The organism is Sphaerisporangium dianthi (assembly GCF_042654065.1).
Taxonomy (GTDB): domain Bacteria; phylum Actinomycetota; class Actinomycetes; order Streptosporangiales; family Streptosporangiaceae; genus Sphaerisporangium; species Sphaerisporangium dianthi.
In genome coordinates this window covers 38,117-51,665 of record NZ_JBHSFP010000033.1, presented here as the reverse complement: position 1 = coordinate 51,665, position 13,549 = coordinate 38,117, and the positions used below count along the sequence as shown (strand labels likewise).

Genomic DNA, 13,549 nt, shown 5'->3' with positions numbered 1-13,549 from the left:
CGTCAGGCCACCGAAAGGCCGTCCCGCCGGAGGCGAAGGAGAACGGCCCGCCGGCCCTCCGGCCCGTGGCACGGATCGATCGCGGACGGCTGTGAAACGTTCCGGAGTATCGATCGGAAATTTTCAGCAGGCAAGGCCACCTGCCCGGCCGGTCACCGGCCACCCCGCTGACCGGCCATATCGCGTCCCGCGAATCTCCGCGAGCCCTCGGGACGCTGAAACTTTCGAACGCCGCCGACGGCCGGACGACGCCGCCCCTTCTGGGCGGCCACCGCCCACCGCGCGCGGGAACGTCCTTTAACCGCTGATTCGTCCATACTTGTGCGGTCGTCGAGCCGCGGTTTCAGCGGGGAGAAGAGGCGATCGCCGATGGAGTTCCTGGTGCTGGGGCCGCTCGTGGTCACCCAGGACGGCCGGGTGGTCTCCACCGGCACCGCGTACAAGCCGCGCCTGGTGCTCGCCGTACTCCTCGCCTCGGGCGCCGGCCGCGTCGTGCGGACCGACCAGCTGATCGGCGCGGTGTGGGGCGACGCCCCTCCGCCCTCGGCGCGGCGCAACATCCAGCTCTACGTGCACCGGCTGCGCGGCGCGCTCGGCGCCGACCGGATCATCCGGGCGCCCGAGGGGTACGGCGTCGTCACCGGCGACGGGCTCGACTCGGCCCGGTTCCGGCGCCTGGCCGCCGAGGGAGCCCGGGCGCTGGACCACGACGATCCCGCGCTCGCCGCCCGGCTCCTGCGCGAGGGCCTGGAGCTGTGGCGAGGACCGGCGTTCGCCGAGTTCGCCGGGTGCGAACCGGTCACCGAGGAGGCCGAGCAACTGGAGCAGCTGCGGCTGGTCGCCCACGAGCGCTGGGCCGAGGCCGAGCTGCGCCTGGACAGGCACAGGGAGCTGATCCCCGCACTGACCCGTCTGGTGCGCGCGGCCCCCTTCCGCGAGGGCCTGCGCGCCCACCTGATGACCGCGCTCAGCCGCAGCGGACGCCAGGCCGAGGCGCTGGAACTGTTCCGGCAGGCCCGCACGCTGTTCCGCGAGCAGCTCGGCATCGAGCCCGGCCCGGTGCTGCAGCGGCTCCACGAGGACATCCTGCGCGGCGACGACCGGCCCGTGCGCGCCGCGCCGGCGCCGGTGGCCGCGGCGTCTCCCGGCGGCGCCCGCACCGCGCCGCCTCCCCCGAGGGAGCTGCCGTCCAACGTCGCCGGCTTCATCGGGCGGGAGAGCTTCCTCCAGGGGCTGGACGCGATGCTGGCGGATGGGGCCGGCGCGAACACCATCCTGGCGATCACGGGCACCGGGGGCGTCGGCAAGACGGCGCTCGCGGTGCGCTGGGCCCACCACGTCGAGGCCGGGTTCCCCGACGGGCAGCTCTACCTCAACCTGCGGGGATACTCCTCGACGACGCCCGTGCGCCCCGCGGACGCGCTCTCGGGATTCCTGCGCGCTCTCGGCATGCCCCCCGAGCAGGTGCCGCTGGACACGGCGGAGGCCGCGGCCAGGTACCGCTCGCTGACGGCCGGGCGGCGCCTGCTCGTCCTGCTGGACAACGCCGACTCCGCCGAGCAGGTACGCCCGCTGATCCCGGGCCACTCCGGTTGCGTGGTGCTGGTCACCAGCCGCGACCGGCTCACCGGGCTGGTGGCCCGCGAAGGGGCACGCCGCCTCACCCTCGACGTCCTGGCCCCGGCCGAGGCGACGGCCCTGGTCGGCCACCTCCTGGGCGGGGAACGCACCGCCGCCGAACCCGAGGCCGTCACCAGGCTGATCCGCATCTGCGGCCATCTTCCCTTGGCGTTGCGCATCGCCGCCGCGCACCTGCTGGACCGGCCGCACTGCCCCATAGCGCGGTACGCGACCGAGCTGAGCGCCGGCAACCCGGTGACCGCCCTCACCGTCGAGGGCGACGAGGAGACCGCGGTCCACGCCGCCTTCGACCTGTCGTACCGGGCCGTGCCGGCTCATGTGCGCGTGGTGTTCCGGCGTCTCGGGCTGGTCGCCTGCCCCGACTTCACCCCCGCGGCGGCGGCCGTCCTGGCGGGGATCTCCGAGCAGGACGCCGCCTCCGCGCTGGACCGCCTGGCCGGCATCCACCTCGTCGAACAGCACAAGCGTGGCCGCTTCACCCTGCACGACCTGCTGCGCCGGTACGCCGGCGACCTCTCCTGCGCCGAGGACGGCGCGCAGGAGCGCGCGGACGCGGCCGGCAGGCTGCTCACCTGGTACCTGTCCATGATCGAGAGCGCGGCCGGGACGCTGTACCCGGACATCCTGCGGCTCCCGGCGCCGCCCGGCCTCCTCGCGCGCGAGGTGGAGGCGGGGCCCGCCCCAGCCGCCATGGCGTGGCTGGACGCCGAGCGGCACAACGTGAACGCGGTGATCCGCCATGCGCTCCGCCACGGCTTCCGGCCCCTGGCCTGGCTCATGGCCGACAGGTCCCGCGGCTACCACAACCTCACCAGGCACATGGCCGACTGGCTCGCCGTCGCCCGCATGGCACTGGTGGCGGCGCGCGCCGAGGGGGACCGGCGGGCCATGGCCTCGGCCTACCTCAACCTCGCCCACGTGAACTACTGCCTCGCCCGCTACGAACGCTCGATCACCTACCTGGACAAGGCGATCACGCTCTGCGCCGAGACCGGATGGGCGGAGGGCGAGGCCAGCGCCCTGACCAACCTGAGCACCACGTTGATGTTCGTCGGACGCCCCGACGAGGCGACGCGCCACCTGCACAGCGCGCTGCGGCTGCACGACCGCCTCGGCTCGCGGCAGAACCGAGCGAAGATCTTGAACAACCTGGCGAACGCCTGCCGTCAGGCCGGCCGGCTGGGCGAAGGACTCAGCTGGGCCGCCCAGGCGCTCGCGCTGATCCGCGAGGATCCCGCGCCGAGAGCCGAGGCGGTCGCCATCGCCACCCTCGGGGAACTGCACCACCAGCTGAGCGACCTCACCGCCTCGGCCGAGCACCTGACCGTCGCCCTCGCCCGCCACCGGCAACTCGGCGACCGCTACCTGGAGGCGAACTCGCTGGCGTGGCTGGCCCTGGTGCACCGCGACGCCGGCCGTCACGAACACGCCCGCGAGGTCGCGCAGGCCGCCCTGGACCTGGCCGCGGACATCGGCGACCGCTTCACCGAGGTGCAGGCGATGAACACGCTCGCCTCTCTGCGAGTGCGCGCCGGGGACTTCGCGGACGGCCTGCGCCTGCACCAGGCGGCGCTGGCCGTCGCCGAGGAGATCAACACCCACTACCCGGCGGCCGAGGCGCTCGTCGGGTCGAGCACGGCGCACCACCGCGCGGGCGAGCACCGCGCCGCCGTCGACGACGCCGAGCGGGCGCTGAAACTGGCCGGCACGTCGCGTTTCCTCGTCGTCGAAGGGCAGGCGTTCACCGCCCTGGCTCGCGCGTACCACGGGATGGGACACGCGGCCGAGGCGCAGAGGTACGGCGGCCACGCCCTCCGCCGGCACCGCGGGACCGGGCACCGGCTCGGCGAGGCCGACACCCTGTCCCTGCTCGCGCGCATCGCGCGAGACGGCGGCGACGTCGCCGCCGCCCGCCGCCACGAACGCCTGGCGGCGGAGCTGTACGCCGCGATCGGCGCGCCCCTTCCCCAGGACGCGACCGGCTGACCCGGGTCCCCCAAGGACACCGCCGACCGGCCCGGGCGCGCCGATCACGCCGCCGCCGTCCCCCGTGGCGACGGCGGCCACGACGCCCCCGGGCCGTGCGGGTCTCCCCTCGTGAGAGATCTGGTCCCGCCGTCAGTGCGGAGGAGCCAGCCACTCCCACGGACCGGCCACGACGGTCGCCGGGGAGCCGAGGAGATCTCCGGCGCCGTAGTGGACGACGACGGCGGCCAGGACAGCGGTCAGCAGACCCGCCGCGATCACGAACCAGCGCTTTCTCAGCACAGGTGTTCCCCCATTTCTTCCGCGCCACCGGCGGATTCGCCGTGGTGATGCGGCGACCATATCCAGCACGCGTATATCGGCTGTATATCGCCTGGTCAGACGGCATTTCAGGTGGTCTCGGCACTCGAACGCGGCCTGCCGCCGCAAGGGCGGCGCGTCACCCCTGAAGTGGGCGAACGCGCCTTTCCCTGATGCGGGGGGCGGCCGCCGGGCGCGCGACGGCGCGGCGGCCGTATACCCCCGATATACCGGCCCGGCCCATCATCGCCACGTCCGCAGGAAACGACGAGGCGGCAGAAGGGAGGCATCGCGATGACGATCGACATCCGTGAACTCGAAGAGCTGGAGACCACCGGGCTGTGCTGCGACGACTGCGGCTGACGGCCGCCGCGCCGAAGGCGCGCGAAGCCGTCGCACGAGGGGGCGAAGGGGGGTGCCGTACATGAACATCGAGATCCGCGAGCTGGACGAGCTCGAGACCACCTGCGTTTGTGAGTGCCACTGCGGCTGACGACCGGCGATCGTCAGAGAATCGCCAGAGAGGAGTCCAGCGATGCGACGCCCACGGGTCAAGCATCCTCATCGGCCGCGGCGGCTCGGTACCGACCGCGTCACCATCGGGGGAACCGTCTACAAGATCGCCGCAGAGATGCGGGACCCGGACGGGTGGATCTGGGCGATGCTGGAACTCCTCGACGGCACACGGACGGTGGACCAGGTGGTCGGCCACCTGGTCCACCGGTTCCCGCAGTACACCGAGCGCGAGCTGCGCGAGGGTTTCGACCGGCTCGCCGCGACCGGTTACCTGGAGGACGCCGACGAGCCGGCGCCCCCCGATCTCACCGCGGCCGAGCAGGAGCGCTACAGCAGGAGCCGGTCGTTCTTCCAGTGGGTCGACCTGGCCCCCCGGGAGAGCAGCTGGGACCACCAGCGGCGGCTCCGGGACGCGAAGGTCGTCCTGGTCGGCGTAGGCGGCACCGGCGGCGCCGCCGCGCTGGCACTGGCCGCCTCCGGTGTGGGCGCGTTGCACTGCGTCGAGCCCGATGTGGTGGAGCTGTCCAACCTCAACCGCCAGATCCTCTACACCGAGGCCGACATCGGCCGCCCGAAGGTGGAGGCCGCGCTGGAGCGGCTGCGCGCCCTCAACTCGGAGATCCAGGTCACGGGCACCCGGCGGGAGGTCCGCACGGCGGAGGAGTTCATCGACGTCCTCCAGGGCTACGACATGCTGGTGCTGGGCGGCGATCGGCCGGCGGACATCCGCGGCCTGGCCAACGAGGCCTGCCTGAAGGTCGGTGTCCCGTGGGTCTACGGGGGCTACCACGGCCCCCAGATCACCGCCGGCGTCTTCCGGCCCGGCAGCGGGCCCTGCTATGAGTGCGTCCGCGTCGCCGACGCGCGCGGGCGCGACACCGGATCGCCGCAACTCGGCTGGGCGGGCGAGCCTCCCGTGCACGCCGCCACGGCCATCTCCGCGGGGATGTCGGGCAACCTTGTCGCCCATGCCGCTCTGGCCCTGCTGACGGGGGTTCCTCGCCTGCCGGTCAACTGCGCCTACGGGATGAACCTGGCGGCTCCCGCCCACAGCTTCGTCATCACGACCGGCGCGCCGCTGCCCGGCTGCCCCGCGTGCGGAGGCGCGGCATGACGGGGACCGAGGCGGGCGGCGCCACCGCCACGAACGTCCGGCTGCACCCGCTGTCGGTACGCGCCGAAGGGGACGAGTGGATCGTCGGGCGGGTGGAGACCGGCACCTTCGTCGCGCTGCCCGAGGTCGGCGCACGGGCCATCGAGCTGCTGCGGCAGGGGCATGACGTTCCCGGCGCCGCGGCGACGCTCGCCGAGGAGCACGGCGAGCCGGTGGACGTCGCCGGGTTCGTCCGAAGCCTCGCCAAGCTGGGCTTCGTGGCGGAACTCGACGGCGAGGCGGTCGCCGGGAAGACGGTGCCCCCTTCGACGTTCCCACGGGTCCGGCAACGGCATGTGCGATGGATGCTGAGCCCCGTCCTGGGCGCCGCCGTGGTCGCCGCCGTCGCCTTCGCCGCGCTGTTCGCCCTGTTCGGCCCCGGCCGGCCGCCGGCGCCCGCGGACGTGGTGTGGTCCGAGCGCGGCAGCCTGGTGCTGCTGTCACAGGTCGCCGTCTACTGGCCGGTCATCTTCCTGCACGAGCTCGGCCACCTGTTCACCGCCCGCGCGGCCGGGATGCCCGGCCGGATGACGTTCGGGACGCGGCTGCAGTTCCTGGCCGCCCAGACCAACGTCAGCGGCGTGTGGGCGGCCCCGCGCCGCGTCCGGCTCGTGGTCTACCTGTCGGGGATGGCGGTCAACGCGGTGCTGGCGGCGGCGGGGTCGGTCATCTTCCAGGCGACCGGGCCGGGCTTCTGGCACAACCTCGGGGCGGTCGTGTTCATCACGCAGATCGTCCTGATCGCCGGCCAGTTCATGTTCTTCATGCGCACGGACGTCTACTTCGTGGTTCAGGACGTGGCGCGCTGCCACAACCTCTACGGCGACGCGGCCGCCTACGCGCGCCACCTGGCGTCGCGGCTCTTCCCGCGCCGGGCGGCGCCCGACCCGACCGCCGGGCTGCCGGCCAGGCAGCGGCGCGCGGTCCGCCTCTACGCCGCCTTCCTCGTCCCGGGGACGGTGGTCTGCCTCGGCTTCTTCCTCGCCGTGACGGTGCCCATCACCGTGGCGCTGCTGAGCCAGGCGGTGGCGGCGCTCATGGCGGCCGATTCCGTCCTCGCGGTGCTCGACCCGGTCGCGGTCATCGCCGTCATCGGGACCGTCCAGCTGTTGTGGCTGCGCACCTGGTGGCGGCGGCACGGCCGGCGGGTCCGCACGGTCCTCCGCACAATGCTCACCACGCTAGGCGCCCCGTCGTCCAACTGACCCGACCAGCACAGCGCAGCCTCACCGGTGGGGCGGGGGGGCGGTGCTCTCGCGGACGATCAGCTCGGTGGCCAGCTCGACTCTGTGCTGCTCGAGCTCCTCGTCCGCGGCGAGGGTCGCGATCATGCGGGCGGCGGTGGCGCCCATCTGGACGAGTGGCTGCCGCACGGTGGTCATCGGCGGGCCCGCCCACTGGGTGAACGACAGGTCGTCGAAGCCGACGACGCTCAGGTCGTCAGGGATGCGCACCCCGGACCGCCTGGCGGCCTCGTAGACCCCGAACGCCTGCAGGTCGTTCGCGGTGAAGATGGCGGTCGGCGGGTCGGGCAGGCGCAGCAGCTCGGTGCCGTCGCGCAGGCCGCCCTCGACGTACAGGGTGCTGACGCGCACCAGGTCGGGATCGACCGGGACGCCCGCGGCGTCCATGGCGGCGCGGTAGCCGTCGAGCCGCGCCCGGCAGCACGGCCACTGGGTCGGCCCGCTCAGCATGCCGATGCGACGGTGGCCGAGTTCGAGCAGGTGGCGGGTGGCGGTCATCCCGCCGCTCCAGTTGGTCGCGCCCACGGACGGGGTGTGGTGCAGCGGCTCGCCGGTCGGGTCGATCACGACCAGGGGGATCGACCGGGTGGCGAGCTGCGACTGCTGCTGGACGGTCAGCTCGGAGAACACCGCGATGACGCCGCTCGGGCGCCGGGCGAGCACCTGCTCGGTCCAGGCCTTGCCGGGGGTGAGCCGGCCCTGCATCTCGGTGAGCACGACGGCGAGCTCGCACTCGCGCGCGACCTGCTCGACGCCACGGATGATCTCAAGGGCCCACATGCTCTCGAGCGCGTGGAAGACCAGCTCGACGATGGCGATGGACGAGCTGGTGTCCCTGCGGCGGTAACCGTGCTCGCGGAGCACCGCCTCGACGCGCTGCCGGGTGCCGAGCGCGACGCCGGCCTGACCGTTGATCACCCGGGAGACGGTGGGCGGGGACACCCCGGCGAGCTTCGCGATCTTCGCCACCGTCAGATCATGCCGCTGTGACCCCTCTTCGGCGAGGCCGGCATCCGTCGCGGTCATCGCCCCAGTTTACGCACCCGCCCACCTCCAGCAAGGACCGCTCTCACCCGTCCGCCCTCGCCACGCCCCCCGCCCCCTCACCAGAACACTCCCTCTGAGGACGGGACATCCATGAACGAAGCCCCCGTGCACGAGGGCCCTCGTGAGCTGAAGCTCCTGCGAGCCGAATCTCCCGTGAACGAAGGCACCCTTGAGCCGAAGCTCCTGCGAGCGGAGGCGCCCGTGAACGGAGGCGCCCCTGAACAAAGACACCCGTGAGCCGAAGCTCCCGCGAGCGGAGGCGACTGTCAGCGGACGGTGCCGAACGCCAGGCCGGCGGCGAGCGCGATGACCAGTGACAGGACGACCATGACCATCACCGTGGCCAGCGGCTGTTCGCGACGCGGCCGGGGGACGCCTGCCCGGAGCGCGCGCACCGGAGCGGACGGAGTTGCCGCCGGTGGCGTTGGGCCGGGCTTGAAGGGTGAGGGCGCCGGCGTGCTCTCCGGCCGAACCGGCGACGGACGCGGCGCCGCCTGCGGCCGGGAAGGAGTGCGCGGAACCGCAGGGGCCGCGGGCTGGGACGGCGGCGCCTGGGAGGGCACGGCGGTGGGACCGGGTGGCGGCGGGGGTGTCGGGGCCGACGGAGCCGACGGAGCCGAGGACGGCGCGGGAGTGGGTGCGGGAGTAGGCGCGGGAGGATCGGCCGCCGGGCGCCGGCAAGGGGGCGGCCCTCCGACGGTGATGCCGACCCGCAGGCTCACCACCAGGTCGACATCGAGGCAGACGCCGACGCCAGGGACGACGGCGAGGCCGTCGCGGTCCTCGTCCGACAGGCTTACGGTCGCCCCGACGAGCCCGGAGCCGCCGCGCGCCTGCGCGCCGGCCTCCGCCTCGACGCCGACCAGTGACCCCTCCCCGTCGGGCACGGCGAGCATCTCGGACGACCGCCCCGCCCCGGCAGACGTCGCGGACGAACCCCCCGCTCCCGCGGACACTCCCGACGAACCCCCCGCTCCCGCGGACACTCCCGACGAACCCCCCGCTCCCGCGGACGTCCCTGACGAACGGCCCGCTCCGGCGGACACCCCGGACGAACGCTTCGCTCCGGCGGATACCTCTGACGAGCGGCCCGCCCTGGCGGCTGGCTTGGGCGAGCGGGCCGGCTTGCCGGCGTTCTTGGAGGAACCGTCGCGCTCGCTCTTCAGCCGGGACGGGTGCCCGGTCGTATCGGTGGCTCGGGAGGGCTTCCCTGGCGCGCCCGCGGGCGTGGCGGTGGCCGGTCGTGGCGGTGAGGGGCGGGAGGCGGCGGCGCTGGAGGAGGGCAGTAGGGCGACGGCGCTGGAGGGCGGCAGTGGGACGGCGGCGCTGGAGGGGGGCGGTGGGGCTGCGGCCACGACGACGCCCGCCAGCGATGCGGCTGCGAAGGGAACGGACAGGAGGGCCGCCACACGGGAAGGGGCCGTCATCATCCGCTCCACGGGATGCGCTGGAACTCGTCGAGGACGGCGCGGAAGGCCTCTGGCCCCACCGACAGGCCGCTGGCGAACACATGGGAGATCTGCCAGGTGAGGAAGATGCCGAAGCCGAGCAGCCCTGCCATGATCAGCAGCGGCACCAGCGTTCTGCCCCGGGGCCGGGCGCCGGCCAGGAACGGGTAGAGCATGACGATGGACCCGGTCAGGATCGTCAGGGGCAGCACACCCGCGGGCGGTCTGGCCTGCGCGTCGGCGGCCCTCTGGCGGCGGGCCGCCGACAGCTCCTTCAGCTCGTCGAGGGTGGCGCTCTTGGCGGACTTCGCGTCGTCGCCGGTCACGATCAGGCCCGCCACCTGAGTGCGCAGCGCGTCCAGCCGCGAGGCGCCCTCGACGCTGAGCCGGCCGTCGGCCATGAGCGGCCACTCTTTCTGGACGACGTACTGGACGTAGTCGCGGACCTGCTGCTGCACCTGGGCACCCACTGGGACGGGAAGCCCGGACGCGGCCCAGTAGGTCTCCACGGCCGCCCGGCTCTCGGTGTAGGTGTTCTGCCGTGCGGAGTCGGCCGTGGTCCACGGCACGACGATCGCGATGGCGAAGACCAGCAGGAACAGGGACGACAGCATGGAGCCTGCGTGGCCGGCGGTCGGGCCGTTCGGAAGCATGTCTTCGCTGCCGTGACCGAGCTTGCGGAAAAGAAAGGCGGCGATGGCCACCACCCCGACCGCCGCCGCAACCGCCAGTACGCTGACGAGCATGACCATCTCCATAACGTTGTACGAGTGGTCGCTCACCACTCGTTACCGATCGCATGCCGTCACATAGCTATCACATTACGTAACAGCGGTGGGCGGTGATCGAAAAGGTGGCTCCAGCTTCCTCACCGGAGGCGGCCCAGGAGAGGTTCGCGACGCGGGAAGCCCGCGGTCACGGCGGTTTCCGGCTCGTCGTCAACGCGACACGGGGCGCTCGCTTCAGCGAGCGCCCCGGTCGATGCGCGCATGGAAGGCGGTCAAACGGGCGCCGTACTCGCCACGCCGCCGTTCCGCGCGCGATGCGGACGGCCCTGGGTCAGGTGGCCGTGCAAATGATGGTGGAGGGTGTGCCGTTCGTCCCGGTCCAGGAGCCGTTGAAGCCGGCCGTCGTCGAGCCGCTGGGCTGCACCGTGCCGTTCCAGCTCTCGTTGCGCACCGTCACGCTCGAGCCGGACTGGGTGTACCGGCCGCCCCACATCTGGCTGATGGTCTGGCCGTTGGGGAAGGTGAAGGCGACCGTCCACGACGCGATGGCGGCCGTTCCCGAGTTGCGCACCGTGATCTCCCCCTGGAACCCGCCGGTCCACTGGTTGCTGATGCGGTAGGTGGCCACGCAGGCACGCCCGGCCGTCGGTGTCGGCGTGGGGGTCGGGGTGACGGTGGGCGTCGGCGTGGGGGTCGGGGTCGGGGTGACGGTCGGCGTCGGCGTAGGAGTCGGGGTGAGGGTCGGCGTCGCGGACGGGGACGGCGTGGTCCCCGTCGGGGGGACGCGGATGATGCGGTCGTCGCTGCTCACGGGCGACCCCCGGCCGTCGCGGTTGCTCGTGGTGACCCACAGCCAGCCGTCGGGGCCGACCACGACCGCGCGCAGCCGCCCGTAGGTCCCCTGGAACTCGGCGACCGGAGACCCGGTGGTCGCGCCGCCGTTCACCGCCACCGTCCACAGCCGCGTGCCGCGCAGCGCGCCGGCGAACAGCGTGCCGTTGGCGTAGGCGAGACCGCTCGGCGACGCCTCGGCCGTGGTCCAGGTCACCAGCGGGTTGCGGAAGGAGGAGTTGTTGCACACGCCCTCGCAGGTCGGCCAGCCGTAGTTGGCCCCGGCGACGATGTAGTTGAGCTCGTCATAGGTGTTCTGGCCGAACTCGCTGGCGTACATCCGCCCCTGCCCGTCCCAGGCCATGCCCTGGACGTTGCGGTGCCCCAAGGTGTAGACGACGGAGCCTGCGAACGGGTTGCCGGACGACGGCACCCCGCCGGTCGGCGTCATGCGCAAGATCTTGCCGCCGAGACTGCTCTGGTTCTGGGCGTTGGACGTGGTCCCGCCGTCCCCGGTGGACACGTACAGCATGCCGTCGGGGCCGAAGGCGAGGCGCCCGCCGTTGTGGAAGCTGTTCTTGGGGATGCCGGAGACGATGACCTGCTGCGTGCCCGGCGCGTTCAGCCGCAGCCGCACGACGCGGTTGTCGGAGCTCGCGGTGTAGTACACGTAGACGTACTGGTCCTGGGCATAGGTGGGCGAGACCGCGATGCCGAGCAGGCCGCCTTCGCCCGACGGCACGACGTTCGGCACGGTGGCCGCCACGGTGGGCGTGGCCCCGGGGCGCACCTGCATGATGCGGGCGGTGGCGCGCTCGGTGACCAGCCCGCTGCCGTCGGGCAGGAAGGCGATTCCCCAGGGCACCTGCAGCCCGGTGTTGGCCACCTGGGCCCGGGTGAAGTCGAAGCCGCCGGTCGCGAGGGCTCCGGCGGCGGGTGGCCGGGTCACAATGAGAACCGTCGCCGCGGCGACCGCGGCGACGGCGACGGTCAGGATGGAGGTGATGCGCTTTCGCATCACCGGCATAGCGGTCATCGCGTGCTCCCTACGCCGCGTAAGGCACGGTGTCAAAACCTGACTTATGACCGTATGTGGCCAGCGTGCGGGCGAGCAATCATGGTCGCGCCCCCTGTGCGGGCCTCACCGTCGTGGCCTGCGCGTTCTCCAGAGACTCCAGGTGCGGGGAGACGCCCGCCAAGAAACTTTCATACGACGACCGCAACTTTCCAGGCCAACGCGCCGACCGGCCCGCCCCCGCTTTCTCTCGGCCCCCGCTCCCCCGACCTCGCTGCCCTCGGCCCCGGCTCGCGCGCTCCAGTGTCCGTGTCCGGGAGCGACAGCGGACAGCGGACAGCGTTACATGGTGCTCAGGTAGCGCTCGGCGAGCGCGCAGCTTTCCGCGGTGTACCCCGCTCCCAGCTCTCGCGCGATGCCGACGGCCGGGTGCGAGCCCATCCAGGCCACCAGCAGCAGCCTGCGCATCATGATGAAGGTCCAGACCTCCTGCTCGTCCTCGCGCGGGAGGTCGAGGACGGTGCGGTAGCCGCTGATCCACGACTCCACCATCTCGGGGACCCGAGGGTGGTGCTCGATGAAGCTGAGCGCGGCCCCGAGGTCGTAGAGGTACCACCCGAAACCGCAGTCGTCGAAGTCGATCACCGTGACGCGACCCGCGCCCTCCCCCGCCGCCGGGCCGTCCAAGGCCCCGGCGCCCGGCGCCGCGACCGCGACCGGCGCGCCTTGGGCGTCCGCCTCGCCGGCGACCAGCAGGTTGGCCAGGCGCAGATCGGCGTGGATCAGCCCGTACCGCTCGGACCCCTTGCCGAAGCGGGCCAGGCGGTCGCGCAGCGCGGACTCCAGCCTGCTCAGCACCTCGCGCGCCGCACCGTCGACCCCGGCGCCGTCCTGCCACCGTCCCCAGCGGGGCGCCGGGCCGAACGCGGCGTCCTCGTCCCAGTGGAAGCGGGTGAACGCGGCGGGCCGCCGCCAGCGGCGGGCGTGCAGGTGCATGCGCGCGGTGATCGCGCCGAGCGGCCCGAAGTGCTCGTCCAGACGGTCCTCGGCGGGCTCGCCGCCGGGGACGTGCTCGAACATGACGCAGTGACGCGTGGACGCACCGGGGTCGGCCACGCCGACCACGCGCGAGCCGTCCAGCGCCGGGACCACCCGCGGGGTCGGCACGGCCGCCTCCTCGCGCAGCGCCGTGAGCCAGTCGAGTTCCGAGCCGATCGCCTCGGGCGAGTGGTAGCCGAGGCGGTGGACCCGCAGGATCAGGCGCCGGCCCGCGTCGGTGACGAGGAACGTCGCGTTCTCCGACACGTTGATCAGTTCCACCTCGGCGTCCTCCCCGACGTCGTAACGCCGCAGAGCCCGCCGGGCGACCTGACCGACGCGCACGAGCACGCCGTCATCGTCCGACAGATCGTGAAGCCCCTGCCCGAGATCGTGGAGACCCTGACCGCGGTCGTTGAGGGCCTGACCGCGGTCGCGGAGGGCCTGACCAGGCGCGCCGTCGCCCGGCGCCTCGGGGCCGGCGTGCCCGGCGCGTGCGAGACCGTCCGCCGTGTCCGGCGGGTCGTGGACCTCCATGCGCTCTCCTTTCGAAGGTCGGCCAGTGGATCGGCGGATCATCATAGGACGGACCCCGCCGCTCG

9 protein-coding genes are annotated in these 13,549 nt (G+C 73.1%); 3 read left to right on the top strand and 6 right to left on the bottom strand.

Annotated elements, in window-relative coordinates:
* Window positions 1–369: 369 nt before the first annotated feature.
* Entirely contained in the window at window positions 370–3,627 is a 3,258-nt protein-coding gene (locus tag ACFO60_RS32965) for an AfsR/SARP family transcriptional regulator (protein WP_380848481.1), read from the top strand.
* Between the two features lie 132 nt (window positions 3,628–3,759).
* Here ACFO60_RS32965 and ACFO60_RS32960 read toward each other — a convergent pair whose 3' ends face one another.
* Window positions 3,760–3,909: a hypothetical protein gene (locus tag ACFO60_RS32960; RefSeq protein ID WP_380848478.1), complete on the bottom strand. Its 150-nt coding sequence runs from the start codon at window positions 3,907–3,909 to the stop codon at window positions 3,760–3,762.
* Window positions 3,910–4,462: 553 nt separating this feature from the next.
* Here ACFO60_RS32960 and ACFO60_RS32955 point away from each other — a divergent pair.
* Window positions 4,463–5,557: a HesA/MoeB/ThiF family protein gene (locus ACFO60_RS32955; RefSeq protein ID WP_380848475.1), complete on the top strand. Its 1,095-nt coding sequence runs from the start codon at window positions 4,463–4,465 to the stop codon at window positions 5,555–5,557.
* Complete coding sequence (locus tag ACFO60_RS32950; RefSeq protein WP_380848472.1) at window positions 5,554–6,801, top strand: hypothetical protein; 1,248 nt, start codon at window positions 5,554–5,556, stop codon at window positions 6,799–6,801. The genes ACFO60_RS32955 and ACFO60_RS32950 overlap by 4 nt, the downstream gene beginning before the upstream one ends.
* Before the next feature lie 21 nt (window positions 6,802–6,822).
* Here ACFO60_RS32950 and ACFO60_RS32945 read toward each other — a convergent pair whose 3' ends face one another.
* From ACFO60_RS32945 to ACFO60_RS32925, 5 genes are all read right to left on the bottom strand, one after another.
* Window positions 6,823–7,866: a LacI family DNA-binding transcriptional regulator gene (locus ACFO60_RS32945; RefSeq protein WP_380848469.1), complete on the bottom strand. Its 1,044-nt coding sequence runs from the start codon at window positions 7,864–7,866 to the stop codon at window positions 6,823–6,825.
* 287 nt (window positions 7,867–8,153) lie between these two features.
* Entirely contained in the window at window positions 8,154–8,783 is a 630-nt protein-coding gene (locus ACFO60_RS32940; protein WP_380848466.1) for a hypothetical protein, read from the bottom strand.
* Window positions 8,784–9,313: 530 nt separating this feature from the next.
* Window positions 9,314–10,081, bottom strand: a complete 768-nt coding sequence (locus ACFO60_RS32935) for a bestrophin-like domain (RefSeq protein ID WP_380848463.1) — start codon at window positions 10,079–10,081, stop codon at window positions 9,314–9,316.
* 313 nt (window positions 10,082–10,394) lie between these two features.
* Complete coding sequence (locus ACFO60_RS32930) at window positions 10,395–11,930, bottom strand: PQQ-dependent sugar dehydrogenase (protein ID WP_380848460.1); 1,536 nt, start codon at window positions 11,928–11,930, stop codon at window positions 10,395–10,397.
* 321 nt (window positions 11,931–12,251) lie between these two features.
* Entirely contained in the window at window positions 12,252–13,484 is a 1,233-nt protein-coding gene (locus ACFO60_RS32925) for a phosphotransferase enzyme family protein (RefSeq protein WP_380848458.1), read from the bottom strand.
* Window positions 13,485–13,549: the final 65 nt, after the last annotated feature.